At 70.7% G+C, this 25,360-nt stretch carries 26 protein-coding genes; 6 read left to right on the top strand and 20 right to left on the bottom strand.

Annotated features, from left to right (window positions below):
• Positions 1–398 precede the first annotated feature (398 nt).
• Genes hisF through hisD form a run of 8 tightly spaced genes read right to left on the bottom strand, consistent with a single transcriptional unit; the run spans position 399 to position 6,250 of the window.
• Positions 399–1,187 (bottom strand): imidazole glycerol phosphate synthase subunit HisF, encoded by a 789-nt coding sequence (gene hisF, locus ABH935_RS37760; protein ID WP_370382773.1) that lies wholly within the window; start codon positions 1,185–1,187, stop codon positions 399–401.
• 39 nt (positions 1,188–1,226) lie between these two features.
• A complete protein-coding gene (locus tag ABH935_RS37765; RefSeq protein WP_370382774.1) occupies positions 1,227–1,622 on the bottom strand; it encodes a RidA family protein in 396 nt (131 codons plus the stop codon).
• A 5-nt stretch (positions 1,623–1,627) separates the two neighbouring features.
• Positions 1,628–2,359: a bifunctional 1-(5-phosphoribosyl)-5-((5-phosphoribosylamino)methylideneamino)imidazole-4-carboxamide isomerase/phosphoribosylanthranilate isomerase PriA gene (priA, locus tag ABH935_RS37770; protein WP_370382775.1), complete on the bottom strand. Its 732-nt coding sequence runs from the start codon at positions 2,357–2,359 to the stop codon at positions 1,628–1,630.
• Positions 2,360–2,399: 40 nt separating this feature from the next.
• On the bottom strand, positions 2,400–3,038 hold the full coding sequence (hisH, locus tag ABH935_RS37775; protein WP_370382776.1) for an imidazole glycerol phosphate synthase subunit HisH: 639 nt from the start codon (positions 3,036–3,038) through the stop codon (positions 2,400–2,402).
• A complete protein-coding gene (locus ABH935_RS37780; protein WP_370363869.1) occupies positions 3,035–3,205 on the bottom strand; it encodes a hypothetical protein in 171 nt (56 codons plus the stop codon). The genes hisH and ABH935_RS37780 overlap by 4 nt, the downstream gene beginning before the upstream one ends.
• Positions 3,206–3,207: 2 nt before the next feature.
• The gene (hisB, locus tag ABH935_RS37785) at positions 3,208–3,798 is read right to left on the bottom strand and encodes an imidazoleglycerol-phosphate dehydratase HisB (RefSeq protein ID WP_194917447.1); all 591 of its coding nucleotides are present in this window, start codon (positions 3,796–3,798) and stop codon (positions 3,208–3,210) included.
• Entirely contained in the window at positions 3,795–4,898 is a 1,104-nt protein-coding gene (locus tag ABH935_RS37790; RefSeq protein WP_370382777.1) for a histidinol-phosphate transaminase, read from the bottom strand. Before ABH935_RS37790 ends, hisB begins: the two co-directional genes overlap by 4 nt.
• A gap of 2 nt (positions 4,899–4,900) precedes the next feature.
• Positions 4,901–6,250, bottom strand: a complete 1,350-nt coding sequence (gene hisD / locus ABH935_RS37795) for a histidinol dehydrogenase (protein ID WP_370382778.1) — start codon at positions 6,248–6,250, stop codon at positions 4,901–4,903.
• A gap of 86 nt (positions 6,251–6,336) precedes the next feature.
• Here hisD and ABH935_RS37800 point away from each other — a divergent pair, with 86 nt between their 5' ends.
• On the top strand, positions 6,337–7,002 hold the full coding sequence (locus tag ABH935_RS37800; RefSeq protein ID WP_370353200.1) for an LON peptidase substrate-binding domain-containing protein: 666 nt from the start codon (positions 6,337–6,339) through the stop codon (positions 7,000–7,002).
• A gap of 110 nt (positions 7,003–7,112) precedes the next feature.
• Here ABH935_RS37800 and ABH935_RS37805 read toward each other — a convergent pair whose 3' ends face one another.
• A complete protein-coding gene (locus tag ABH935_RS37805; protein ID WP_370382779.1) occupies positions 7,113–8,081 on the bottom strand; it encodes a hypothetical protein in 969 nt (322 codons plus the stop codon).
• Between the two features lie 121 nt (positions 8,082–8,202).
• On the opposite strand from ABH935_RS37805, the gene ybaK reads away from it, so the two are divergent.
• Positions 8,203–8,700, top strand: a complete 498-nt coding sequence (ybaK, locus tag ABH935_RS37810) for a Cys-tRNA(Pro) deacylase (protein WP_370382780.1) — start codon at positions 8,203–8,205, stop codon at positions 8,698–8,700.
• A 3-nt stretch (positions 8,701–8,703) separates the two neighbouring features.
• Here the strand turns inward: ybaK and ABH935_RS37815 are convergent, their stop codons facing one another.
• From ABH935_RS37815 to ABH935_RS37830, 4 genes are all read right to left on the bottom strand, one after another.
• Positions 8,704–9,585: a DUF4436 family protein gene (locus tag ABH935_RS37815; protein WP_370382781.1), complete on the bottom strand. Its 882-nt coding sequence runs from the start codon at positions 9,583–9,585 to the stop codon at positions 8,704–8,706.
• A 73-nt stretch (positions 9,586–9,658) separates the two neighbouring features.
• Positions 9,659–10,597: an RluA family pseudouridine synthase gene (locus ABH935_RS37820; protein ID WP_370382782.1), complete on the bottom strand. Its 939-nt coding sequence runs from the start codon at positions 10,595–10,597 to the stop codon at positions 9,659–9,661.
• 28 nt (positions 10,598–10,625) lie between these two features.
• Entirely contained in the window at positions 10,626–11,435 is an 810-nt protein-coding gene (gene lspA, locus ABH935_RS37825) for a signal peptidase II (RefSeq protein WP_370382783.1), read from the bottom strand.
• 93 nt (positions 11,436–11,528) lie between these two features.
• A complete protein-coding gene (locus ABH935_RS37830) occupies positions 11,529–11,963 on the bottom strand; it encodes a TraR/DksA family transcriptional regulator (protein ID WP_370382784.1) in 435 nt (144 codons plus the stop codon).
• Here ABH935_RS37830 and ABH935_RS37835 point away from each other — a divergent pair.
• Complete coding sequence (locus tag ABH935_RS37835) at positions 11,953–12,336, top strand: hypothetical protein (RefSeq protein WP_370382785.1); 384 nt, start codon at positions 11,953–11,955, stop codon at positions 12,334–12,336. The two genes, ABH935_RS37830 and ABH935_RS37835, sit on opposite strands and share 11 nt — an antisense overlap.
• Positions 12,337–12,582: 246 nt before the next feature.
• Here ABH935_RS37835 and ABH935_RS37840 read toward each other — a convergent pair whose 3' ends face one another.
• Positions 12,583–12,861 carry a DUF167 domain-containing protein gene (locus ABH935_RS37840; RefSeq protein ID WP_370382786.1) on the bottom strand — a complete coding sequence of 93 codons (279 nt, stop codon included), beginning with the start codon at positions 12,859–12,861 and terminating at the stop codon, positions 12,583–12,585.
• Between the two features lie 304 nt (positions 12,862–13,165).
• Between ABH935_RS37840 and ileS the strand changes: the two genes are divergently transcribed.
• Positions 13,166–16,363 (top strand): isoleucine--tRNA ligase, encoded by a 3,198-nt coding sequence (ileS, locus tag ABH935_RS37845; RefSeq protein WP_370382787.1) that lies wholly within the window; start codon positions 13,166–13,168, stop codon positions 16,361–16,363.
• 63 nt (positions 16,364–16,426) lie between these two features.
• Here ileS and ABH935_RS37850 read toward each other — a convergent pair whose 3' ends face one another.
• On the bottom strand, positions 16,427–16,915 hold the full coding sequence (locus tag ABH935_RS37850) for a hypothetical protein (protein ID WP_370382788.1): 489 nt from the start codon (positions 16,913–16,915) through the stop codon (positions 16,427–16,429).
• 371 nt (positions 16,916–17,286) lie between these two features.
• On the opposite strand from ABH935_RS37850, the gene ABH935_RS37855 reads away from it, so the two are divergent.
• Positions 17,287–18,555: an NYN domain-containing protein gene (locus tag ABH935_RS37855; protein ID WP_370382789.1), complete on the top strand. Its 1,269-nt coding sequence runs from the start codon at positions 17,287–17,289 to the stop codon at positions 18,553–18,555.
• Here ABH935_RS37855 and ABH935_RS37860 read toward each other — a convergent pair.
• The 3 genes from ABH935_RS37860 to ABH935_RS37870 are packed head-to-tail and all read right to left on the bottom strand — an operon-like array spanning position 18,488 to position 21,056.
• A complete protein-coding gene (locus tag ABH935_RS37860) occupies positions 18,488–19,411 on the bottom strand; it encodes a TauD/TfdA dioxygenase family protein (RefSeq protein WP_370382790.1) in 924 nt (307 codons plus the stop codon). The genes ABH935_RS37855 and ABH935_RS37860 overlap by 68 nt on opposite strands.
• 4 nt (positions 19,412–19,415) lie before the next feature.
• The gene (locus tag ABH935_RS37865) at positions 19,416–20,045 is read right to left on the bottom strand and encodes a TetR/AcrR family transcriptional regulator (RefSeq protein WP_370382791.1); all 630 of its coding nucleotides are present in this window, start codon (positions 20,043–20,045) and stop codon (positions 19,416–19,418) included.
• 45 nt (positions 20,046–20,090) lie between these two features.
• On the bottom strand, positions 20,091–21,056 hold the full coding sequence (locus tag ABH935_RS37870; protein ID WP_370382792.1) for a phosphotransferase family protein: 966 nt from the start codon (positions 21,054–21,056) through the stop codon (positions 20,091–20,093).
• A gap of 114 nt (positions 21,057–21,170) precedes the next feature.
• Here ABH935_RS37870 and ABH935_RS37875 point away from each other — a divergent pair, with 114 nt between their 5' ends.
• Positions 21,171–22,031, top strand: a complete 861-nt coding sequence (locus tag ABH935_RS37875) for an exodeoxyribonuclease III (RefSeq protein WP_370382793.1) — start codon at positions 21,171–21,173, stop codon at positions 22,029–22,031.
• A 9-nt stretch (positions 22,032–22,040) separates the two neighbouring features.
• Here the strand turns inward: ABH935_RS37875 and glgB are convergent, their stop codons facing one another.
• Both glgB and ABH935_RS37885 read right to left on the bottom strand, forming a co-directional pair.
• Positions 22,041–23,927 (bottom strand): 1,4-alpha-glucan branching protein GlgB, encoded by a 1,887-nt coding sequence (glgB, locus tag ABH935_RS37880; protein WP_370382794.1) that lies wholly within the window; start codon positions 23,925–23,927, stop codon positions 22,041–22,043.
• The gene (locus ABH935_RS37885; protein WP_370382795.1) at positions 23,924–25,231 is read right to left on the bottom strand and encodes a glycosyltransferase family 4 protein; all 1,308 of its coding nucleotides are present in this window, start codon (positions 25,229–25,231) and stop codon (positions 23,924–23,926) included. The genes glgB and ABH935_RS37885 overlap by 4 nt, the downstream gene beginning before the upstream one ends.
• Positions 25,232–25,360 lie beyond the last annotated feature (129 nt).

Below are 25,360 nucleotides of genomic sequence, written 5' to 3' on the forward strand. Positions count from 1 at the left end.
GTTGCGTTGGCGGCAATCGTCGTGCGTGGTGGGCACCTCAAGGCCTCCGGCGGGCGCTCTACAGCGAGGGGGCGACCCGCGCGTCCTGCTGTCTGGCGGCGGTCCGGGACTGGTCGGCTCCCTATCCGCTGTTGCCTGCGTTGCGCTGGTCGGCGGCGGTCGCTGCTTGTGGTCACCGAGGTTCTGGGCCCCTCGCCACGTCGTCGCCTTACGGAACCAGCCCGGTTCGGTGGCGTCAAGCCGCATCACTGTTGCTGTGGTCCGGCTCCGTCCGGCTGGACACCACCAAACCGGCCAGGTTGGCTTCGCCCGCCGACGCGGCGAGGGACCCAGAACCAACACCCCGCATGGTCCGGTCGGACACGGCCACCGCGTCGCCGGCTGCGCTGTCCGCGCGGCTACCGCACCGCGAAGCCAGCCTCGCGCAGCGATCCCTTGACCTCGCCGATCGTCACATCTCCGAAGTGGAACACCGATGCTGCCAGCACCGCGTCCGCGCCCGCCGCGACGGCGGGGGCGAAGTGCTCCGTCGCGCCGGCGCCGCCGGAGGCGATCAGGGGGACTGTCACTGCGGCGCGGACTGCGGCCAGCATCTGTAGGTCGAAGCCCTGCTTCATGCCGTCGGCGTCGATCGAGTTCAGTAGGATCTCGCCTGCGCCGAGCTCCGCCGCGCGCGCGGCCCAGGCCACGGCGTCGATGCCGGTGGAGTGGCGGCCGCCGTGGGTGGTGACTTCGAAGCCGGATTCCGTGCTTACGCCCTGCGGGCAGCGGCGTGCGTCGACCGACAGGACCAGTACCTGGTTCCCGAAGCGGTCGGCGATCTCGGCGATCAGCTCTGGGCGGGTCACCGCTGCTGTGTTCACGCCGACCTTGTCTGCTCCCGCGCGCAGCAGGCGGTCCACGTCCTGGACCGAGCGCACTCCGCCGCCGACTGTGAGTGGGATGAAGACCTGGTCCGCGGTGCGGCCTACCACGTCGTAGACCGTCTCGCGGGCGTCGCTGGATGCTGTGACGTCCAGGAACGTCAGCTCGTCGGCGCCGGCTGCGTCATAAGCCCGCGCCAGCTCCACCGGGTCGCCCGCGTCGCGCAGGTTCTCGAAGTTCACGCCCTTGACCACGCGGCCGGCGTTGACGTCCAGGCACGGGATGACGCGGACGGCCAGCTGGCCGAGGGCGGCGGTGCTCACTTGCTGCTCCTTCTCGGAAGTCTGAATATCGGGGCTCTGCTATGCAGCTCCGGCCCGATAAGCGTCCAAATCCACTTCGACCAGCATCCCGGGGTCCGTCAGCCCCGACACCACCAGGGCGGTGGCAGCGGGTCGGTACTCCGCAAAAACCTCGCCATGCGCCCGGCCCACCTCGGCGACGTCCCGCGCATGCACCACGTACCACCGGGTCCGTACCACGTCCTGCAGTGCGAACCCGACCTCTTCCAACGCCTTGCGAGCGGTCTCCAGCGCGACCTTCATCTGGGCGTACGGATCGCCGTTGCCCTGCACCCTGCCGTCGACGGTGGCGGTGCATCCCGCGACCCACGCGTGCGGCCCGGCGACGACCACCCGTGAGTAGCCGTACTCGCTCTCCCATTGCCCTCCGGAGCTGATCCGCTGGATGCTGCTCATATATCTCACGCGCTCCTGGTGAGTTCGAGGGCTTCTTCAAGTGTGAACGCGCCCGCGTAGAGCGCCTTGCCGACGATAGCGCCCTCCACGCCGATCGGCACCAGCGTCGCCAGAGCCTCCAGGTCCGCCAGCGACGACACCCCGCCGCTGGCCACGACCGGCTTGTCGGTGGCCGCGCAGACGTCGCGCAGCAGGTCCAGGTTCGGGCCGGTCAGGGTGCCGTCGCGGTTGACGTCGGTGACGACGTAGCGGGCGCAGCCGTCGGCGTCCAGGCGCTGCAGCACCTCGAACAGCTGGCCGCCCTCCTGCGTCCAGCCGCGTGCGGCCAGCGTGGTGCCGCGCACGTCCAGTCCGACCGCGATCTTGTCGCCGTGCTCGGCGATCACCTCGCCGACCCACTCCGGGCGCTCCAGGGCGGCGGTTCCGAGGTTGACGCGCGTGCAGCCGGTGGCCAGGGCGCGCTTGAGCGACACGCTGTCTCGGATGCCGCCGGACAGTTCGACCTTCACGTCCACCGAGCCGATCACGACGGCCAGCAGGTCGGCGTTGGTGCCGCGGCCGAAGGCGGCGTCGAGGTCCACCAGGTGGATCCACTCGGCGCCGGCCTCCTGCCAGGCCAGCGCGGCGGCGAGCGGGTCGCCGTAGGAGGTCTCGGAGCCGGCGGCGCCCTGCACGAGACGGACGGCCTGGCCGTCGGCGACGTCGACGGCGGGCAGGAGTTCGAGGTAGCCGGACATCAGATCCCTGTTCTTCGAGTGTTGATTGATGGTGCTCGGTTCAGGACAGCTGCTTGAGCCAGTTCTCCAGCACGTGCAGACCGGCGTCGCCGGACTTCTCCGGATGGAACTGCGTAGCCGACAACGGACCGTTCTCCACCGCGGCGACGAACGGCTCGCCGTGCGTGGCCCACGTCACCAACGGCGCGGCCATCCGCCCGGTGTCGGTCAGCTCCCACTTGCGCACCCCATATGAGTGAACGAAGTAGAAGCGCGTGTCGGCGTCGAGCCCGGCGAACAACCGCGAGCCCTCGGCCACGTCCAGCGTGTTCCACCCCATGTGCGGGATGATCGGCGCGTCCAGCCGCTCCACGGTTCCGGGCCACTCGTGGCACCCGGCGGTCTCCACGCCGTGCTCCACCCCGCGCTCGAACAGGATCTGCATCCCGACACAGATCCCCAGCACCGGCCGGCCGCCGGCCAGGCGTCGCCCGATGATCCGGTCGCCTTTGACCGCCTTGAGCCCGGCCATGCACGCCGCATAAGCCCCCACCCCGGGCACGAACAGCCCGTCGGCGTTCAGCGCGGCCTCGACGTCCGCCGTGACGCTGACCTGCGCGCCGGCCCGCTCCAGCGCCCGCTCGGCGGAGCGGATGTTCCCGGAGCCGTAGTCCAGGACCACGACGGAGGGCTTGCTCACCAGCGCATCACCCCGCCGGCGATCGCCATGCCGGCGCACAGCACCAGCAGTATCGACATCACTCGCATGTTGCTGTTGCCGGAGGCCTGCCGGAACAGCGAGAAGGCCCCTCCGAAGAGGAAAAGGCCGAGGAACACCAGTCCCGCGGCCGCGTAACTGCCGGTCATCTCTAAAGGACACCCTTCGTGCTCGGAATACCGTTCACTCTAGGGTCCGGCGTGCAGGCCTCCCTCAGCGCCCTGGCCAGCGCCTTGAACTGGGCCTCGACCACGTGGTGCGCGATCCGGCCGTAGGGGACGCGGATGTGCAGGCAGATCTGCGCCTGCGCCACGAACGACTCGAAGATGTGCCGGGTCAGCTCGGTGTCGAAGTCCCCGATCATCGGCGCCAGGTGCTCGGGCATCTCGTGCACCAGGTACGGCCGCCCCGACAGGTCCACGACCACCTCGGCCAGGGTCTCGTCCAGCGGCACCCGGGCGTCGGCGAACCGGCGCAGGCCCGCCTTGGTGCCCAGGGCCTCGCGGAAGGCGGCGCCGAGCGCCAGCGAGGTGTCCTCGACGGTGTGGTGGCCGTCGATGTGCAGGTCGCCCTCGGTCTTCACGGTGAGGTCGAACAGGCCGTGCTTGGCCAGCTGGTGCAGCATGTGGTCGAAGAAGCCCACGCCGGTGGAGATCTCGGCCTCGCCGGTGCCGTCGAGGTCGATCTCCACCAGGACGCCGGTCTCGCCGGTCGTCCGCTCCACCCTGCCCACGCGGCTCACGATTCTCCATCCAACACAGCGAGGCTCTCCTTCAAGGCGTCCAGGAACGCCGTCGTCTCAGACTCGGTCCCGGCGGTGACCCGCAGCATGCCGGGGATGCCCACATCACGGATCAGGACGCCGTGGTCGAGGATCTTCTGCCACAGCGTCTTCTGGTCCCCGCCCGGCACGCCGAAGAACACGAAGTTGGCGTCGGAGGGGACCACGTGCAGCCCGAGCGCGGTGAGCTCGGCGACGACGCGGTCCCGCTGCGCCTTCACCGCGTCCACGGTGCCGAGCAGCGCCGCGACGTGCTTCAGCGCGGTGCGCGCGGCGGCCTGCGTGAGCGCCGAGAGGTGGTACGGCAGGCGCACCAGCAGCAGCGCGTCGATCACCGCCGGGTCGGCGGCGAGGTAGCCGACGCGCGCCCCAGCCATGGCGAAGGCCTTCGACATGGTGCGGGTGACGATCAGCCGAGGGTTCTCCGGCAACAATGTCAGCGCCGAGGGCGTGCCGGGCCGTGCGAACTCGAAGTACGCCTCGTCGACCACCACCATCGCGCCGACCTGGTCCGCGGCCTTGACCACGGCCCGGATCACGTCCAGCTCCATCGCCGTCCCGGTCGGGTTGTTCGGCGAGGTCAGGAACACGATGTTCGGCTGGTGCCGCTCGATCGCCGCGACGGCCTTGGCGGCGTCGAGCGTGTAGTCGCCCTCGCGCAGGCCGGAGATCCACTCGGTGGCGGTCGCCAGCGCGATCAGGCGGTGCATCGAGTAGGAGGGCTCGAAGCCGATGGCGCTGCGGCCGGGGCCGCCGAAGACCTGGAGGATCTGCTGCAGGACCTCGTTGGAGCCGTTGGCGGCCCAGACGTTGCGGACGGTCAGACCGTGGTCGAGGTAGTCGGCCAGGTCCTTGCGCAGGTCGGTGGCGTCGCGGTCGGGGTAGCGGTTGAGCGTGGTCGCCGCGTCGGTGACGGCTTTCGCGAGGTCCGCCACGAGTTCGGCCGGCGGACCGTAAGGATTCTCATTCGTGTTCAGCGGATACGGCACGTCGATCTGGGGCGCGCCGTACGGCGTCAGCTCCCGCAGATCGTCGCGGATCGGCAGGTCGCGGTAGTCCACCGTCAGCCCCGATCCTCGAAGCGGGCCGTCACGGCCTCGCCGTGCGCGGGCAGGTCCTCGGCGTTGGCCAGGGCCACGACCAGGCCGGAGGCCTCGGCCAGGGCCTCGCGGGTGTACTCGACGACATGGATGCCGCGCAGGAAGCTCTGGACCGACAGCCCCGAGCTGTGGCAGGCGCAGCCGCCGGTCGGCAGCACGTGGTTGGAGCCGGCCAGGTAGTCGCCGAGGCTCACCGGCGCGAAGGAGCCGACGAACACCGCGCCGGCGTTGCGCACCTTGGCCGCGTCGGCGGCCGCGTCGCGGGTCTGGATCTCCAGGTGCTCGGCGGCGTAGCCGTTGGCCACGATCAGCGCCGCGTCGACGTCGTCGACCAGCACGATCGCCGACTGCCGCCCCGCCAGGGACTCGCGGATGCGCTCGGTGTGCTTGGTCGCCGCTACTCGGGTCTCCAGCTCCTTGACGACCTGGTCGGCCAGCTCCTCGGAGTCGGTGACCAGCACCGCGGCGGCCAGCGGGTCGTGCTCGGCCTGGCTGATCAGGTCGGCGGCGACGACACCGGCGTCGGCGGAGTCGTCGGCGACCACCATGATCTCGGTCGGGCCGGCCTCGGCGTCGATGCCGATGACGCCCTTGAGCAGCCGCTTGGCCGCGGCGACGTAGATGTTGCCGGGGCCGGTGACCAGGTCGGCGCGGCGGCAGACGATGGCGCCGTCCGCGTCCTGGTAGCCGTAGGCGAACATCGCGATGGCCTGCGAGCCGCCGACGGCGTAGACCTCGTCCACGCCGAGCAGCGCGCACGCGGCCAGGATCGTGGGGTGCGGCAGCCCGCCGAACTCCTTCTGCGGCGGCGAGGCGACGGCCAGCGAGCCGACCCCGGCCTCCTGCGCCGGCACCACGTTCATCACCACGGAGGACGGATACACGGCCCGGCCGCCGGGCACGTACAGCCCGACGCGGTCCACCGGCACCCAGCGCTCGCTGACGGTGCCGCCGGGGACGACCTGCGTGGTCGTGGTCTGGCGGCGCTGGTCCCGGTGCACCTTGCGGGCCCGGCGGATCGACTCCTCCAACGCGGCCTTGACCTGCGGATCCAGCTGCGCCACGGCCTCGGCGAGCGCCGAGGGGGCAACCTTCACCTGCTGCAGCTCGACCCCGTCGAACTTGGCCCCGTACTCGATCAGCGCCGCCTCGCCGCGATGGTGCACGTCCTCGACGATCGGCCGGACGACGGCCAGGGCCGCCTCCACATCCAGCTCGGCCCTGGGCACCAGGGCGCGGGGATCCGACGGCATTCCCCCAAAAACCGCCGCCGTGTCCAGAGCGCGACCGCGCAGGTCGATTCGAGTGATCACGTCACGATTCTAGTTCGGCGAGGAACGCCGGTCCGGCGCGTCCGCAGAGTGGGCACCCCGCGCCGGGGAGCGACTAGATTGAGTGCGTGACGACAGAGCTACCGCTGTTCCCCCTCGGAAGCGTGCTCTTCCCGGGCGTCGTACTCCCCCTGCACATTTTCGAACACCGCTACCGGCAGCTGGTCAGGGACCTGTCGGCGCTGCCCGAGGGCGCGCCGCGCCGGTTCGGCGTGCTCGCCGTCAAGGACGGGCACGAGGTGGGGCACGGCAACGTCACGGCGCTGTACGACGTGGGCTGCACCGCCGAGATCGACTCGATCGTGGAGTACGAGGACGGCCGCTTCGACATCACCACCACCGGCGTCCACCGCTTCCGGCTGGAGGCCTTCGACGACGAGGGGCCCTACGCGCGCGGCGAGGTCGAGCTGCTCGACGAGGTGGCCGGGCCGGAGGCGGAGGTGCTGGCTCCGGGGCTGACGGCGCTGTTCCGCAAGTACCAGGCCGCGCTGTCGGAGCTGCGGGGCGTACAGGTCGGGTCGATTCCGGAGCTGCCGGAGGACCCGACGGTGCTGTCGTACCTGATCGGCGCGGCGACGGTGCTGGACACGTACGAGAAGCAGCGGCTGCTCACCACGGAGACGACCGTGGACCGGCTGCGCGCCGAGGCGAAGATCCTGCGGCGGGAGACCGGGATCTTGAAGAACCTGCCGTCCCTGCCGGCGGTGGACCTGCTGCGGCGGCGAAGCCGGTAGGGCGCGCCGCAGGTCGCCGCTCGCTGCTTGCCGCCCCTGATCGCGAAACGCCGCCGCGCGACGGAAGGTCGGCGGCGGCGCGTGCGAGAACGACGGCGGCTTGTCCGGTATCAGCCCAGGGAGTTGTCCGCCTGCGGCGCGCCCGAGGTGGCGCCGGGTGCGGGTCCCGATCCGTTGTCGGATCCCGGCTGATGCTGCGGCTGCGGCTGCGGCTGCCCTTGCGGTTGCGGCTGTCCCTGCGGCTGCGGCTCCTGCTGACCGGCCGGCAACCCATAAGGATTCGCCGCCGTGAAGTACCCCTGCGCCTGCGCCGGGCCCTGCCACGCCGGCGGCGACGGCTTCGTGAAAGCCCACGTCAGCGCCAGGAACAGCACCGTCCCCAGGAGCGGCGCGGCCAGGTAGAGCCCTTGCGCGTGCAGCGCGACCGGCGCGTGGAAGTTGTGTCCGGCGGCGATGATGTGCAGCACGGTCAGCGGGTCGGGCAACGACACCCAGCGTCCCAGCGCCGCCGTGATCGTCGAGGCCGCCAGCCCGCCGAGCAGCACGCCGACCCACGCCCCGATCGCCGCACCCTCCCGGTTGCCCTCACGGTCGAGCCCTGCGAACAGGCCGCGCCGCGCCAGCACGAACCCGAGGATGCCCAGCAACAGGCCGACGATCGCGGTGAAGACGAAGTAGTACCCGTCGACGCTCGCGATGCCCTTCGCCTCGGGCGACACCAGCAGCTGGGACTGGTCGACGCCGGAGGTCACCTGCGGGACCGCGTTGGCCGGCAGCGTCAGCCACACCGTCGGCGCGAACCGGTACCAGGCCAGCGCGGACAGCACGCCGAGCACTGCCCCGGTGACCAGCAGGATCGCCGCGGCCAGCAGGTCGGGACGCCAGAGCAGCAGCAGTTCCCGCAGCGACCGCCCGGGCCGGCCCGACGCACCCGGAGCGACCGGTCCGCCGGGTCCGGTCGGCGCGAGGTTCGGCACCTTCGGCAGGCCCTGGGCACTCTGCGGTTCCTCGAAGGGGTTCCGCCACGGCGAGGAACCCTGGCTCTGCCCATCGGCAGTCGGCGAAGTCTGGTCGTTCATCGTCCATCAGCTTTTCATGCCGCGCCCCATCCTGGCAGCCGGGAGTGGCGGTTGGTGCCGAACCAGGACGCCGCGACGCCCGCGACGCCCGTGCCGACGGCGTTCCTGGCACCATTGCCGCATGGCAGCGAAGAACCGGCAGGCGAGCGGAACCCCGGCCACCGCCCTGCTCAGCAAGGAAGGTGTGGAGTTCACCGTCCATACCTATGACCACGACCCGAGCGCGGCGTCCTACGGCCAGGAGGCGGCGGACGCGATGGGCGTCGAGCCCGACCGCGTCTTCAAAACCCTGGTCGCGGACGTGGACGGCGACCTGGTCGTGGCCGTCGTCCCGGTCTCCGGCGCCCTGGACCTGAAGGCCCTGGCGACAGCGGTCGGCGGCAAGAAGGCGGCGATGGCCGACCCGGCCGCCGTCACCCGCACCACCGGCTACGTCCTCGGCGGCGTCTCCCCGCTGGGCCAGCGCAAACCGCTGCCGACCGTGGTCGACGAAACCGCACAACTGTTCGACACCATGTTCTGCTCGGCCGGCAAGCGCGGGATGGAGATCGAGCTGGCCCCCGGCGACCTGGTGCGGCTGACCGACGCGGTGGTGGCCGAGATCGGGCGACAGGGGTAGCTCCTACCGCCCCGCCTCCGCCGCCACCTCGACCTTGGTCCCCCGCAGCACCGCGTAGACCATCGAGAACGCCACGATCGCCTCGGCCCACAGGAACACCGTGTAGTCCAGCAGGCAGCCGATCGGCGGCTGCCCCGGCGCGGTGTTCCGGTACCCGGCCAGTGCGAACAGCGAGGCCGCCATCCAGCCCAGGCCCGGCCAGACCATGCCCAGGCGGCGGTGGCCCATCACCAGCGCGCCGACCAGGACCGACAGGGCCAGGGCCCACATGATCACGTACATCAGCCACACCATCACGAACGTGCCGCGGGTCCGGCGCAGCTGGAGGTCGAAGCCGGGCTCGGTCTCGTCGCCGCTCACGGTCGCGCGGGTCACGAAGCCGGGGTCGGAGTCGACGATCTCGACGGCGGTCGGGGCCGGCTGGCCGCCGACGGTCGCGGCGAACGCGAGCGTGGTCGAGTAACGGTCGAACGGGTAGTCGGCGATGTCGCCGCCGGGCAGGTCCATCAGCATGTCCTTGGACACGATGCGCTTGCCGGCCGGGTACGTGAGCTCGCCGGAGGACAGCGACGAGGTCTCGACGGTCAGGTCCTGCGTCGGGAAGACGTTGTCGCCGCCCTTGGCGTACTTGCCGACGACGGTCACGAACACCCGCACCTGCGCGTCGTTGCGCGCGGCCTCGACCCGGTTGATGGTCGCCACGATGTCGACGCGGTCCGGCGCGCCGGTGGCGCCCGCGCCGAAGCCGCTGTGCCGGCCGCCCCGGTCCAGGTGGGACAGGTAGACGCCGACCCCTGTAGCCAGCGCCACCAGCAGGACCGCACCGACCATCGACGCCCAGGTGCGCGGATGCGCCGGGGGCCACCACCAATCCGTTCTCTGCACGAGTCCAGTGAACCGCCAAGATCCCCCGGCGCCCCGCAGCAACGCCGCAGGGCTCGATGAAACGGGTGCCGAATCAGCTCTCGGCGGCGATGAGGTCCAGCGCGCGCTGCAGGTCGTCCGGGTACTGACTCTCGAACTGCACCCACTCCCCCGTGCCGGGATGCTCGAAGCCCAGGCTCACCGCGTGCAGCCACTGCCGCGTCAGCCCCAGCCGCTCCCCGAGCTTCGGGTCCGCGCCGTACTGCAGGTCGCCGACGCAGGGGTGCCGCAGCGCCGCCATGTGCACGCGGATCTGGTGCGTCCGGCCGGTCTCCAGCTTGATCGCCAGCAGCGTCGCCGCGCGGTAGGCCTCGATCGTCTCGTAGTGCGTGACGCTGTCCTTGCCGTCCCGGACCACCGCGAACTTGTAGTCGTGGTGCGGATGCCGGCCGATCGGCGCGTCCACGGTCCCGCGCATCGGGTCCGGATGCCCCTGCACCAGCGTGTGGTAGCGCTTGTCCACGGTCCGGTCCCGGAACGCCTGCTTGAGCAGCGTGTAGGCGCGCTCGGACTTCGCCACGACCATCAGGCCGGAAGTCCCGACGTCCAGCCGGTGCACGACGCCCTGGCGCTCGGCGGACCCGGACGTCGAGATCCGGTACCCGGCCGCGGCCAGCCCGCCGATGACGGTCGTCCCCAGCCACCCCACGCTCGGGTGCGCCGCGACCCCGACCGGCTTGTCGATGACCACGATGTCCTCGTCGTCGTGCACGATCCGCATGCCCTCGACGGCCTCGGCCTTCACCGCCACCGGATCGGCAGCCGGCGGCAGCTCGATCTCCAGCCACGACCCGCCGCGCACCCGGTCGGACTTCCCGGCCTCCGCGCCGTCCACCCGCACCCGGCCGTCCGCGGCCAGCTCGGCGGCACGGGTCCGCGACAGACCGAACATGCGGGCCAGCGCGGCGTCGAGGCGTTCGCCTTCGAGGCCGTCCGGGATGGGGAGGCTGCGGAGATCAGACATGGCCACCATTATCCGGCAGCGCGGAGGCAGCCCCGGACTACTCGTCCTCGGCGGAGGAATCCTCGGGCTTCCCGTCCTGCGACGAGTACGGCGACGGCACCGCCACAGCCTCGGCCTCGGCCTCGGGCTTCCCGTCCTTGTGCCGCGACCCGTCCGGCTGCATGCCGAGGAACGACAGCAGCACCATGAGGCAGCCGCCGACCACGATCGAGGAGTCGGCGAGGTTGAACACCGGGAAGTCGTAGTGCACCAGCGGGAACGTCGGGAACTGCAGGAAGTCCACGACATCGCCGCGCCCGATCCCCGGCGCCCGGAAGAGCCGGTCGCTCAGGTTCCCCAGCGCGCCGCCGAGCAGCAGCCCCAGCGCGATGGCCCAGGGCAGCGAGCGCAGATTGCGCGAGACCCGCAGGATCACGAACACCACGCACGCCGCGATGAAGGTGAACACCCAGGTCTGGCCCTCGCCGATGGAGAAGGCCGCCCCGGAGTTGCGGATCAGGGTGAGGTTCAGGAAGCCGCCGGGCACGTGCACCGGACCGCGGTCCTGGAGGTTCGCCACCACCAGCGCCTTGCTGACCGTGTCGATGGCCAGGGCGAGCGCCGCGAAGATCAGCACGATGCCGATGCGGCGCTTGCGCTGCGGTGCGGCTTCGGCGGTGCCTTCCGCACCGGTGGCCTCGGAGTCGGTCTCGGACTCGGCCTCAGGCTCGGTCCCGGCCTCGGCCCTCAAAGAATCCGACTCGGAAACATCGGACGCACTGGCATCCCCAGCACCCCCGGCAGTCTCGTCGACGATCCCGACCACGTCCTCGGCCACCTCTGAATCCGCACGTACTTCTGAAGCCACGCGCACACCCTACCTTCGCGGCGCCGGAGACGAAGCGCGATCACGCCAGGAAGATCCACGGCCCGGCGCCTGGCGCCGGGCCGGATCCGTGCCTCAGCGGCGTTCCTGCTTCTGCTTGCAGCTCATGCACAGCGTGGCCCGCGGGAACGCCTGCAGCCGGTACTTGCCGACCGGCTCGCCGCAGGACTCGCAGACGCCGTAGGTCCCGGCCGCCAGCCGGGCCAGCGCGCGCTCGGTCTGCTGGAGCATCTCCCGGGCGTTGTTCGCTATGGCCATCTCGTGCTCGCGCTCGAAGTTCTTGGTCCCGGCGTCGGCCTGGTCGTCGCCGGCCCCCTCGCCGGAGTCCCGCAGCAGGTCGGCGATGCCGGTCTCGGCGGTGCTGATCTCCCGGCGCAGCCGCGCCGCGTCGCCTTCGAGCTCGGCCTGGAGCTCGCCGACCTCGTCCGGGGTCCAGGGGTCCTCGCCGGTCCGGTACGGCGGCAGGCCGCCGACCCCGGCCACGGCCTCGGTGATCTGCGTGACCGTCATGGGAGTCTCCTTGTCCGCGGGAACCTCTGCCGAGGTGGTGGTCGTCGACGGCTTCGTGGCCGTCTTCGTCGTGGCTTCGGCCGTGCTCTGGGCCGTGTTCTGGGCCGTGTTCTTGGCCGAAACCGAAGCGGTCGGCCCGGTCGCCGACCGCCGCGCCTCACCGGCACCGGGGCGGCGGGTCGGCGGCGAGGCCTTGGCCCCGGTCGCGGCCCGAGTCGGCTTGGGCACCGCCTTGCCGGCCGCCGCCTTCGTCACGCCGCCCTTAGTGGACACAGCGCCCTTGCTGGACACCGTCGCGCCGTGCGTGGCCCCCGTGGCCGCCTCTGATGCCTTCGTCCTGCTCGTCGTCACGGCCGTCATCCTCGCTCTCTGACGTGGCGGCGCAGTGCGCTCTCACTGAGCACGCTGTACACCCTCACCGGGCCCGTCCGCCCCCAACTCACACGCGACGTGTAGCGTGCCCACGTCGGGCCCCCGCTAATCACGCTTCGTGAGGGGAGAAACGTCCCAAGCCGCCCACCAGTTCCCGTCGAACACTTGCGCACCAAACATTCACTCGTTCGGGCTAAGTGGCCTGCGGGGCCGGTACGGCCGGGTGTTCCCGCGGTTTCCGCCCGGTTCAGCCGAGCAGCTCCCGCACCAGCTCGCGCAGGGTTTCGGGGTCTTCCGAAGAAACACCTAAGACTTTGTCGCGCGACGTGGCTCCAGTGATCAACATGACGGTCCGGCGCGGCATTCCCAGCGCCTCAGCGACCGCCCGGAGGGCCGCTTCGGTCGCCGCGCCGTCGATCGCCTTCGCCGTGACGGCCACGATGAGTGACCGATCTCCGTGCCGTCCGCCGACCCGGGTCCGGGAGCTCCCGGGCTTCACGCGAATTGGAATTCGGAGCTCCTCCATACCGCTTACAATGACACGAGTACCCGAGCAGGCAGCGACGGGACGAGTAGCGCGGCGGGAAAGCCTCAGCGATCCGGGGACGGTGCGAGCCCGGAGGCGGACGCCGCGCGAAAATCACCCCCGAGCCGCCGGAAGAAAGGGCCGCGAGGCCCGAGTAGAACCGGCCGGATACGCAATGAAGTGGACATATCGTTGACCACGGTGTGTCAAGGAGGGTGGTACCGCGGTACCGGCGCTTTATATGGAGAGCGCCAGTGTCGTCCCTTCGTCGGTTCGGCTCCTACGACGAAGGAAGGCACCGCGCATGACTGCGCCTGATCCGAGGCTGTACCGCCCCGTCAACGCCCAGCTCGATCTCCCGGCGATGGACGCTGAGATCATCGACTTCTGGCGCGGCGCCGCCATCTTCGACAAGAGCCTGAAGGCCACCGAGGGTGCCCCGCGCTGGACCTTCTACGAGGGCCCGCCGACCGCGAACGGCCGCCCCGGCACCCACCATGTGGAAGCCCGCGTCTTCAAGGACGTCTTCCCGCGGTTCAAGACCATGCAGGGCCACCGCGTGGACCGCAAGGCCGGCTGGGACTGCCACGGGCTGCCGGTGGAGCTGGCCGTGGAGGCCGAGCTCGGCTTCACGAACAAGCAGGACATCGAGGCCTACGGCATCGCGGAGTTCAACGCCAAGTGCCGCGAGTCGGTGCGCCGGCACGTGGACGCCTTCGAGAAGCTCACCGAGCGCATGGGCTACTGGGTCAACACCGACGAGGCGTACTGGACGATGAACCCGTCCTACGTCGAGTCGGTCTGGTGGTCGCTGAAGCAGATCTTCGACAAGGGCCTGCTGGTCCAGGACCACCGGGTCGCGCCCTACTGCCCGCGCTGCGGCACCGGCCTGTCCGACCACGAGCTGGCGCAGGGCTATGAGACCGTCGTGGACCCCTCGGTCTACGTCCGCTTCCCGCTGACCTCCGGTCCGCTGGCCGGCAGCACCTCGCTGCTGGTCTGGACGACCACGCCCTGGACCCTGGTGTCGAACACCGCGGTCGCGGCGCACCCGGAGGTCACCTACGTGGTGGTCACCGACGGCGCCGAGCGCCTGGTCGTCGCCGAGCCGCTGGTCGCCAAGGCGCTCGGCGAGGGCTGGGAGCCCACCGGCGAGACCTACACCGGCGCCGAGATGGAGCGCTGGACCTACCAGCGCCCCTTCGAGCTCGTCGACGTCCCGGACGCGCACTTCGTGGTGCTGGCCGACTACGTCACCACCGAGGACGGCACCGGCCTGGTGCACCAGGCCCCGGCCTTCGGCGCCGACGACCTGGCCGTCTGCAAGAAGTACGGCCTGCCGGTGGTGAACCCGATCCGCGGCGACGGCACCTTCGAGGAGTCGGTGCCGATGGTCGGCGGCGTGTTCTTCAAGAAGGCCGACGAGGTCCTGACCTCGGACCTGCGCGAGCGCGGCGTGCTGTTCAAGCACCTGGAGTACGAGCACAGCTACCCGCACTGCTGGCGCTGCCACACCGCGCTGCTCTACTACGCGCAGCCGGCCTGGTACATCCGCACCACCGCGTTGAAGGACGCGATGATGCGCGAGAACGACGCGACCAACTGGTTCCCGGACAACGTCAAGTACGGCCGCTTCGGCGACTGGCTGAACAACAACATCGACTGGTCGCTGTCGCGCAAGCGCTACTGGGGCACGCCGCTGCCGCTGTGGGTGTGCGAGGACAACCACGTGACCGCCGTCGGCTCGCTGAAGGAGCTCGGCGAGCTGTCCGGGCAGGACGTGTCCGAGCTGGACCCGCACCGGCCGTTCGTGGACGACGTCACGATGCCCTGCCCGCAGTGTTCGAAGACGGCCACCCGCGTGCCGGAGGTCATCGACGGCTGGTACGACTCCGGCTCGATGCCGTTCGCGCAGCACGGCTACCCCTATGCCGAGGGCTCGGTCGCGGCCTTCGAGAACGCCTACCCGGCGGACTTCATCGCCGAGGCCATCGACCAGACCCGCGGCTGGTTCTACTCGCTGCTGGCGGTCGGCACGCTGGTCTTCGACAAGTCCTCGTACAAGAACGTCCTGTGCCTGGGCCACATCCTGGCCGAGGACGGCCGCAAGATGTCCAAGCACCTGGGCAACATCCTGGAGCCGATCCCGCTGATGGACCAGCACGGCGCCGACGCCGTCCGCTGGTTCATGCTGGCCGGCGGCTCGCCGTGGTCGGCCCGCCGGGTCGGGCACGCGACGATCCAGGAAGTCGTCCGCAAGACCCTGCTGACGTACTGGAACACGGTCTCCTTCCAGGCCCTCTACGGCCGCACCGGCGGCTGGGCGCCGTCGGAGGCGGACCCGAAGCCGAGCGAGCGGCCCGCCCTGGACCGCTGGGTGCTGTCGGAGCTCAACGTCCTGATCCGCGAAGTCACCGCGGCCATGGACGAGTTCGACACCCTGAAGGTCGGCAAGCTCCTGTCGGCGTTCGTGGACGACCTGTCCAACTGGTACGTCCGCCGCGCCCGCCGCCGCTTCTGGAACGCCGAGCCCGCCGCCATGGCCACCCTGCACGAGGCGCTGGAGACGGTGACGAAGCTGATGGCGCCGATGGTCCCGTTCATCACCGAGCGGGTCTGGCAGGACCTGGTCCGCCCGGTGTCGGACGAGGCGCCGGAGTCCGTGCACCTGGCGACCTGGCCGGTGGCGGACGACACGCTGATCGACGCCGACCTGGCCGAGCAGATGGCCCTCACCCGCCGCCTGGTCGAGCTGGGCCGCGCCACCCGCGCGGACTCCGGCGTGAAGACCCGCCAGCCGCTGTCGCGAGCCCTGGTCGGAGCCCCGGGCTGGGCCGCGCTCAGCGAGGAGCTGCGCTCGCAGCTGCTGGAGGAGCTGAACGTCGTGACGACGTCACCGCTGGCGGACGCCGGCGGCGAGCTGATCGACTACAGCGCGAAGGGCAACTTCCGCACGCTGGGCGCACGCTTCGCGAAGCGGACGCCGCTGGTCGCCGCCGCCATCGCCGCCGCCGACGCCGGGGCGCTGGCCACGGCGCTGCGCTCGCAGGGCGCGGCGACGGTCGTCGTGGAGGGCGAGGAGGTGACGGTGTCTCCGGAGGAGGTGATCGTCACCGAGACCCCGCGCGAAGGCTGGGCCGTGGCCACCGCGGGCGGCGAGACCGTCGCGCTGGACCTGCACGTCACGCCGGAGCTGCGCCGCGCGGGGCTGGCACGCGACGTGGTGCGGTTCCTGCAGGAGACGCGGAAGGCCACGGGCTTGGACGTGGCGGACCGGATCCGGCTGACATGGGAACTGCTGCCGGAGGCGGAGACCGGCACCGAGACGGCCGAGGCAGTGCGCGAGCACGCGGCGATGATCGCCGACGAGGTACTGGCCGTGGAGTTCGCCGAGGGCGAGGTCGCGACCGACGAGGACCCGGCCGAGCTGGCGAAGCTGCAGGCCGCGATCGCCGGGGACGCGGATCTGGGGCTCCGGTTCCGGATCGCCAAGGCGATCTGAGCTGCGGGGGCCGGCTGGGCTTGGGCGGTCTCCGCCAAACCCAGCCGGCCCCGAGCTGTCTCTTCAGTTGATCGGAATATCCCGCACCAAAATGATCCCCGCCATGATCCCGTTCACCCCGACGGCCTGCGTCCAGTAGGCGTTGACCGTCGACCCCGACGCCGGCGCGTCCACCACGAAGTCGCCGACCAACGGCTGGCCCGGGTCGATGTTGCCGTCCGAACTCCCGCTTCCGAGGGTCCACAGCGGGTCGAAGTTCTCTGCCTTCAGCGTGTTGCCCTGCGCGTCGACCACCACGCCGCCGGTGAAGACCCCCTCGTTCATGCTGACCTGCTGGCCGCTCTGGTTGTCGGCGTAGAGGTGGATCACGATCTTCGCCCCGTTGCGCGCGGCCCTGAGTTTGATCGTCAGCGCGTGGCCCGCCGGTGCGCCCTTCGGCCAGGTCGCCGTCACCGACTTGTCGGAGTTCAGCGCGACGGTGATCGGTTGCGGGTCGGCCAGCTGGCCTTGGGGCGTCCAGTTGCCGGCGGCGGGCGGCGGCGACACGGGCACCGAAGAAGACGCCGATGAAGAAGTCTCCGAAGAATCAGTCGCAGAAGGCGAAGAAGACCCCGTCGCCCCAGTGGGTCCTGCCGTCGTCGCCGCCGTAGTCGAGGAACCCGCCGCCACCCCGCTCGGGCCGCCGCTCGCCGCCGCGACCGACCCGCTACTGGCGCACCCCTGAAGCCCCACCCCCGTGATCATCACAACGCATATGCCTGCCATATTCCGCATTCGCCGACGCCCAGCCAAGAACTGAGTCATCATCCCCCCGAGTCTTCGCATGTCGCCGATTCTGCCGTCAGCAGGCTTATTCCGTAAACCCGCCTCCCAGCCGGTCTGTCGTGTTGCCACCTTCCACGACCATGTGACACTTTTACCCAATGGATCGCTGTGCCGTCTTGGTCGACGCCGGATATGTACTAGCCGCCGCCGCCAACGTGGTGAGCGGTGATCCCGGCCGCCCCGGAATCGATGTCGACTACCCGGGCCTGGTGACCGCGCTGACCGAGCGCGCCGCGCTTGAGACCGGCCTGCCGGTCCTGCGGGTGTACTGGTACGACGCCGCGCCGGCCACCGGGCCGACCCGGGACCAGCGCCTGCTCCGCGTCCTGGACGGGGTCAAGCTGCGGCTGGGCAAGCTCGTGCGGCGCGACGACGGCAAGTTCGAACAAAAGGGCGTCGACACCTTCCTGCACGCCGACCTCACCGGCCTGGCCCGCAAGCGCGCGGTCGCCGACGTGGTCCTGGTCAGCGGGGACGAGGACCTCCTCCACGCGGTCGAGGAGGCGCAGGAGTACGGCACCCGCATCCACCTGTGGGGCGCCGCCTCGGACTACAACCAGTCCCTGGAGCTCATCGCCGCCGTGGACAAGTCGATGACGCTGTCCGAGGAGTGGCTCAAGCCCTACGTCTGGGTGAAACCCCAGCCCGGCATGGGCGACAACGCCGGCTGCGAGCCGACCAAGACCGGCCCCGGCGAGCACGCCAAGCCCGCGCACAAGGTGTTCCCCTCGCCGCTGGACATGCCACCACGCGTACTGCACCCCACCGAGTCCCCCAAAACCCCGCTGGCCAACAGCCGCTTCCCCAAGCTCTGGCAGGTCACGTCCCCGACCCAGCGCTTCCTGGACGCCGAGGAGAACAAGAGCTTCGGCCGCGCGGACCCCATCGACGTCGGCCGGGCCTACGTCGCCCGCTGGATGGCCCGCGCCACCGAGGCCGAGCGCCGCCGGCTCACCGACTGGACCGCGACCTGGACCTGGGTCCCGCACGACCTGGACCCGGACCTGCTCCGCTTCGCCAACGACCTGGGCATCGACACCTGGGAGGCGGAGCTGGAACCGATCAAGCACGAGTTGCGCGCCGGGTTCCTCGACGGGCTGAAGAAGTGGCGCGACCAGCACGACGGCGACGCGCCGGGGATGATGCCGGGGACCGCGCACGCTCCGACGGCGACCACAACGGAACCCGCAGCTCCCGCAGCTCCGCCGGCCGCCAGCTCAGCACCGACCGAGCCGGCCGCATCACCGGCCGAAGCGACACCACCCACCGTCCCCGCGCCCCAACCCCCGCCCGCCCCGCCTACCGAGGCCGGTCCCCCAGAATCGCAGCACGCTCCATCACCCGGCGCTGCGGGAAATAGTCACTGACCGCATAGTGCTGCACGGCCCGGTTGTCCCAGAACGCGATCGAACCGGCCGCCCACTTGAACCGCACCTGGAACTCCGGCACCGCGGCCTGCCGGAACAGCGCCTTCAGCAGTTCCTCGCTCTCGTCGTCGTCCAGCCCGACGATGTGCGTCGTGAAGATCGCGTTGACGAACAGCGTCCGCCGTCCGGTCCGCGGATGGATCCGCACGACCGGATGCTCCACCGCCGGGTACTTCTCCTGCATCTCCCTGAGCTTGTCCGCATCCATGCCGAGCCCGAACGGCAGCGTGAAGTCGTGCACCGCGACCCGCCCCTCGATCCGGGCCTTGACCTGCTCGGGCAGGAAGTCGTACGCGGCGGCCATGTCCGCGAAGCAGGTGTCGCCCCCGGCCTCGGGCACGTCCAGGGCCCGCAGCACCGAGCCGAGCGCGGGCCGCTCACGCCAGGTGACGTCGGCGTGCCACACGTTCTCCACCCCCGCGTTCTCCGCCCCCTTCTCAAAACGCACGATCTCCGGAACATCGCCCTGCGGCAGGAAGGGGTGGATCTCCAATTCGCCCCACATTCCTGCGAAATCACGATGCCCGGCCCCGGTGAGCCGGTTCTGGTCCCGGAAAAACAGGACCTTGAATTCCAGCAGCGCCCGGTCCAGCTCGGCGAAAACCTCGGGCGCGATCGGTTCGCTGAGATCGATATCCGAAATCTCGGCACCGATCAGTTGGGTGCACGGCGTGACGGTGATGAACTCGTATGGGTGAGATTCTTCGCCTTCCGGCAGGCGTCGCAGGCCCCTGCGCGGGCCGGCGTGGACTTCGCGGCCGGTGAGGAGGGCTTGGAGGGTGGCGTAGGGGGCCATGGGCTCACTCCTTGTGCGTCGGGTGCATTGGGTCCGCCGGATGTGTCGGATCGGAAAGAATCGCGGCGCCGGCGGCGACCAACGTCTCGGTCCCGACGCCGGCGCCCGGATGCCGCTCACGATCGGCGAGCGAGGTGATGACCAGCAGCGCCACCAACCGCATCCGTTCGGCGTACACGCCGGGCGGCAGGCGCAGCTGGCCAGTAGCTGCCTGGAGTCCGGATATCAGAGCCCGAATGCTCGAACCCTCCGGACGCTCCAAGGCGAGCGAGGCCGGGTCGTACTCCGGATACCGCATCGCCTCAGCGAGAAAGCGCAGATACCACGACGGCCGCCCGGCCTTCTCGGCATCGGTCAGCGTCTCGGCCAGCGGTTCCACCAGAGCCCTGACATATGTTCGAACATCACGACCGGCCTGCGCGGCCAAGAACTCCAGCCGCCGCGCGTTGATCGGCCCCATCCGATGCTCGTACAACGCGCCGACCAACGCGTCCCGCGTCCCGAAGTGATACGCGACCGCCGACGTGTTCCGCTGCCCGGAGTCCGCCGCGATCTGACGCAGCGACACCGCCTCGATGCCGTCCTCGGCGAACCGCCGCTCGGCCGCCTCCAGGATCCTGATACGTGCGCTCACGCGGCGCACGTTAACGCGATTGCGTTAAAAGCGGAAGAGCGAACCTCAGTCCATCAGGGTGCGTAGCCACTCCAACCCCGCCGCGCTGAAAGCCGCCTGGAACGGCCGCAACGTCGGCAGTCCCGGCGGCGCCGGCTTGCGGCTCGCGCACGTGATCACGCCGACGACCCCGACCGCGAAGGCCCGCACCGCCTCCGGATCCGCCCCCGCGAGCAGCGGATGCGCGGTGACGATCCCCGCCAGCTCCGGGCCGCCGTACATCCACACGTTCGGCACGAAGAGCGCCATGTCCAGCCACGCCGCACCCCGCGAGGCCCACGGCCAGTCCACGACGTACACGCGGTCGTCGGTGATCAGGATGTTGTCGGCGCGCACGTCGAAATTGACGAGCGTGTCGCCCTCGCACAGCGCCGCCACGCCCTCCTCGATCGCGGCCAGCCGATCCAGCCGCCCGAGCGCCCACGCGTCGAGCCACGCCAGGTCGTCCTCGCCGGCCGCACAAGCCTTCGCGAGACTGCGCCAGCCGGTGAATCCGACCAGTTGCTCGAACACCGGCGGCACGTCGTCGATCGGCGACGGCGTCAGCGACTCGGCCAACTCTCCGAGCGCGTCCACCGTCCTGCGCAGCTCGTCCACGTCCCAGTCGGGGCCCGGGTTCCGGCCGTCGATCTCCTCGAAGACCAGGACCACCCAGCCGTCCTCGTCCAGCGAGCCCAGCAGCTTCGGCACCGGCGCGTGCTCCGGCATCTGCGCGGAGTACTTCGCCTCCCGGCGGTGCATGTCCGGCGAATCAGGGTTCGTCTCCACGCTGACCGCCTTGACGAACGCCCGCCGTCCGGTCGACGTCCGCAGCCGCACCGCCGGCCCCGGCGAGAATCCGCCCGTTTGCGACACGGCCTCGACCACCGCTCCCCCGCCCAGGATGTCCAGGACGCGGGCTCTGAGGTGTTCCGGCACGGCGGTCCACGGCGCGCGCACACCGCTGGCCGCGGGGATCGGTCGTCTCGTCATTCAGGCATGATGCCGGTGATGCCCGGCAGGCGTCATCCCGATTACCTCGAACGGGCCGGTCACCGCCGGTGCCGATGGCCGTGACCGTCCCCGGCGCCCGTTACGCTGGTGCGCGTGCTGACCGTCTCCACCGTCAACGTCAACGGCATCCGTGCCGCCGCCGCCAAGGGCTTCACCGAGTGGCTGAACGCCACCCCGGCGGAGGTCGTGTGCCTGCAAGAGGTCCGGGCCGAACCGGACCAGTTCCCGGCGCACCTGCGCGCCCCCGACGGCTGGCACACGCTCATCGCCCCGGCCGCCGCCAAGGGCCGCGCCGGCGTCGCCCTCTACAGCCGCATCGCCCCGACCAGCAGCCGCATCGGCTTCGGCGACCCCGAATTCGACACTTCCGGCCGCTATGCCGAGATGCAGCTCCCCACCCTCACCGTCGGCAGCCTCTACCTGCCCGCAGGCGAGGTCGGCACTGAGCGCCAGGCGGAGAAGGAACGCTTCATGAAGGCCTTCCACGCCCACCTGACCGCCCTGAACACCGAGGCCGCCGCGACCGGCCGCGCCGTCCTGATCTGCGGCGACTGGAACATCGCCCACCAGGAAGCCGACATCAAGAACTGGAAGGCCAACCAAAAGAACTCCGGCTTCCTCCCCGAGGAACGCGAGTGGCTCACCAGCGTGATGACGGACGCCGGCTACGTGGACGTGGTCCGCACCCTGCACCCCGGCGTCGAGGGCCCGTACTCGTGGTGGAGCTTCCGGGGCAAGGCGTTCGACAACGACAGCGGGTGGCGGATCGACTACCAGATGGCGTCGGCGAACCTCGCGACGGTCGCGTCTTCGGCCGTGACGGAGCGCGCCGCGAGCTATGGGGAACGCTGGTCGGACCACGCTCCGGTGACGTGCGCCTACGACTGGGACCTCGCGGCGGTGCCGGCTCCGCGGGCTCCGATCGAGGGCGTCGCCGCCACCGCCGTCGACTGACCGACTAGATCAGCCCGGTCCGTCGCCGACGCCACCTGCGCCACCGGCATCGCCGCCATCCCCACCCACCCCAGGATGCCGCCCCGCCAACCACACCACGGACCGGGCCCCAACCGTCACCCGCGCCGACGCCGCCTCACCCGACGACGGCTCAGCGTCCGCCACCACCACTCCAAGGTTGCCCGAGCCTGAGCCGCCGTAGATGCTCGCGTCAGTATTGAGCACCTCGCGCCAGGTTCCGGGCCAGGGCATAGCGATCCGGTAGTCGCGGAGCTCTCCTCCGGAGAAGTTGGCGACGCACACGAGCGCGGAGCCGTCGTCGTAGCTCCCGAACCTGGCGAAGGCCAGGAGGTTCGCGCCGGGGTCCGACACCAGCCAGTACGTCGCGTGCGCGTCGGCGTCGCGGGTCCACAATGCCGGGGTCTCGCGGTAGCGGGTGTTGACGTCGGCCAGCAGCCGGGCGAGACCGCCATCCTCCGAGTCGTGCGTCGGCCAGTCCAGCCCGCGTTCCTCGCTCCACTCGGCCCGCTGCCCGAACTCGCCGCCCATGAACAGCAGCTTCTTGCCGGGGAACGCCCACTGATACGCCAGCAGCCCGCGCAGGCCGCCCACCTGATCCTCCCGCGTACCGGGCTGCTTGCTCGCCAGCGACTGTTTGCCGTGCACCACCTCGTCGTGCGACAGCGGCAACAAGTAGTTCTCACTGAACGCGTACGTCGAGGGCTGTGTCAGATCACTGTGATGATGACTGCGGTGCACAGGGTCACGCACCACGTAGCGGAGCGTGTCGTTCATCCACCCCATGTTCCACTTCAGGTCGAACCCGAGCCCGCCCTCACTCGTCGGCCGCGTCACCCCCGGCCACGCCGCCGACTCCTCGGCGATCGTCACCACGCCGGGGTGTCGGCTGTGGATCGCCTCGTTGAGGCTCCGCAGCAGGGAGGTGGCGTCCAGGTTCTCCGTGCCGCCGAACATGTTCGGCTCCCACTGCCCCGGTCCCCGCGAGTAGTCCAGGTGCAGCATCGAGGAGACCGCGTCCACGCGGAGTCCGTCGGCGTGGAACTCCTCGATCCAGTACAGCGCCGAGGCGACGAGGAAGTCGCGCACCTCCCACCGCGCGAAGTCGAAGACCAGGCTTCCCCAGTCGGGATGCTCGCCGCGCCGGGGATCAGGGTGCTCATACATGGCGGTGCCGTCGAAGCGCGCCAGGGCCCAGTCGTCCCGGGCGAAATGCGCCGGGACCCAGTCGAACAGCACCCCGATCTCCGCCTGATGCAGCCGGTCCACCAGGTACCGCAGGTCGTCGGGATGCCCCAGCCGCGAGGTCGGGGCGAAGAAGCCGGTCGTCTGATAGCCCCAGGACCCGCCGTAGGGGTGCTCCATCACCGGCAGGAACTCCACGTGCGTGAACCCGTGCCGCTGCACGTGATCCACCAGCTCCGACGCCAGGTCCCAGTAGGTCCGTCCGCGCCGCCACGACGGCAGGTGCACCTCGTACACCGACATCGGCTGCGAAGCCGGCCCGACGGCCGCCTCGTGCCGCGCCTTCAGCCAGTCAGTGTCCTGCCATTCGTACGACGAGGCGAAGATCCGCGAAGCACTGGCCGGCGGCGTCTCCGTATGAAACGCCACGGGATCAGCCTTCAGCCGCCACACCCCGTCGGCGCCCAGCACCCGGTACTTGTACCGGTCCCACTGTCCGGCGCCCTCGGCGAAGCCGTGCCAGCAGCCGGTCCAGTCGTCGCGGTTCAGCTCGGCGGCACGGTTCGGGTCCCAGCCGTTGAAGTCCCCGGCCACCTGCACCCGCCGCGCGTTCGGCGCCCACACCGCGAAGCGGGTGCCACCCGGCTCCGGGTGGGCGCCGAACCGGTCCCAAAAACGAGGCTCGCCGCTCAAGCCGCCAACCCCGCCGACGCCAACAGGTTGCCCTCCGGTATGACGATCTGCCGCTCCCGCGAGCGCCACAGCTCCTCCGGCTCGGCCGGAGCCGACGGCGCCGCGTCGACGGCCCGCGTGTACGCCGCCGCGGTCTGCTCGCCGACCGTCGGCCAGCCGTAGCGCCGGCGCACCATCGCCTTGGCCGTGGCCACCATCCGGCGCGCGCCGGGCCGGTCCTCCAGCAGCGTGGACACCGAGCGCGCGAGCGCGTCCTCGTCGCGTGCCGGGAAGGTCACGCCGGTGACCCCGGGCTCGACGATCTCGGCCAGCCCGCCGGTGGCCGACACGGCCAGCGGGGCGCCGGCCGCGGCGGCTTCCAGGGCCACCATGCCGAACGGCTCGTACAGGCTCGGCACGACCATCGCGTCGGTGGCGGCCATCGTCGCCGACAGGTGCGAGCCGACGAAGCCGCCGAAGCTGACCGCGTGCTGAAGCCCCAGGCGGTGGGTCAGGTCCTCCAGCTCGCCGCGGTTCGGGCCGTCGCCGCAGATGACGGCGCGTAGCCCGGGGTGCGCGCGGCGCAGTTCGGGCAGCGCGTGCAGCAGGTGCTGCACGCCCTTCTCGTGGACCAGCCGGCCGGCGAAGCCGACCAGCGGCCCGCTACCGGCGTATTTCGCGCGGGCCAGACCGACCTGCTTGGGTTCGGCGCGCCAGCGGGGCATGTCCACCCCGTTGGGGATGGCGTCGATCTTGGCCGCCGGCACGTCCAGCAGCACCGACACCTCACGCCGCATGTACTGGGAGCAGACCAGCACCCGGGAGGCCTCCTGGGCCAGCCAGCACTCGATGGAGTGGATGCCGCGGTTCAGGTCGCCGGGCAGCCAGCCCTGGTGCCGGCCGGCCTCGGTGGCGTGGATGGTGGCCACCAGCGGGATGCCCAGATGGTCCTTGACCGTGACGGCGGCATGGGTGACGAGCCAGTCGTGGGCGTGGACGAGTTCGTAGTCCTGGCCGCGGGCGGCGTGCAGGGCGGTGCGGGTCAAGGTGTGGTTGAAGGCGACGGCCCAGGCCAGCAAGTGGTCGGTGTCCAGGGGGATGACCGGCGGGTCCTGCGGGGCCCGCACCACGCGCACCCCGTCCACGACCTCGTCCAGCGGTGCGCCGGGGGCGTGGCGGGTGGCGACGGTCACATCGTGCCCGGCCCGGGCCAGGGTGGTGGCCAGGGCGTGCACATGCCGTCCGAGGCCGCCGACCATGACCGGCGGGTACTCCCAGGAAAGCATGAGGAGCTTCCTTTTGCGGAACGCGGTCGTAGCGGTCATCGTCGCCTCCTCGTCAGGGATCACGGATGCCGTCCGCTCAAGGCGTGTTTCGGCGGTGCGACAAGCATCGCCGCAGGACATTGCGCGCACGTTGCGGCAGTGAGGCCATCGTGTTCGCGTTCGGCGCCC

The organism is Catenulispora sp. GAS73, from assembly GCF_041262085.1.
Lineage (GTDB): Bacteria > Actinomycetota > Actinomycetes > Streptomycetales > Catenulisporaceae > Catenulispora.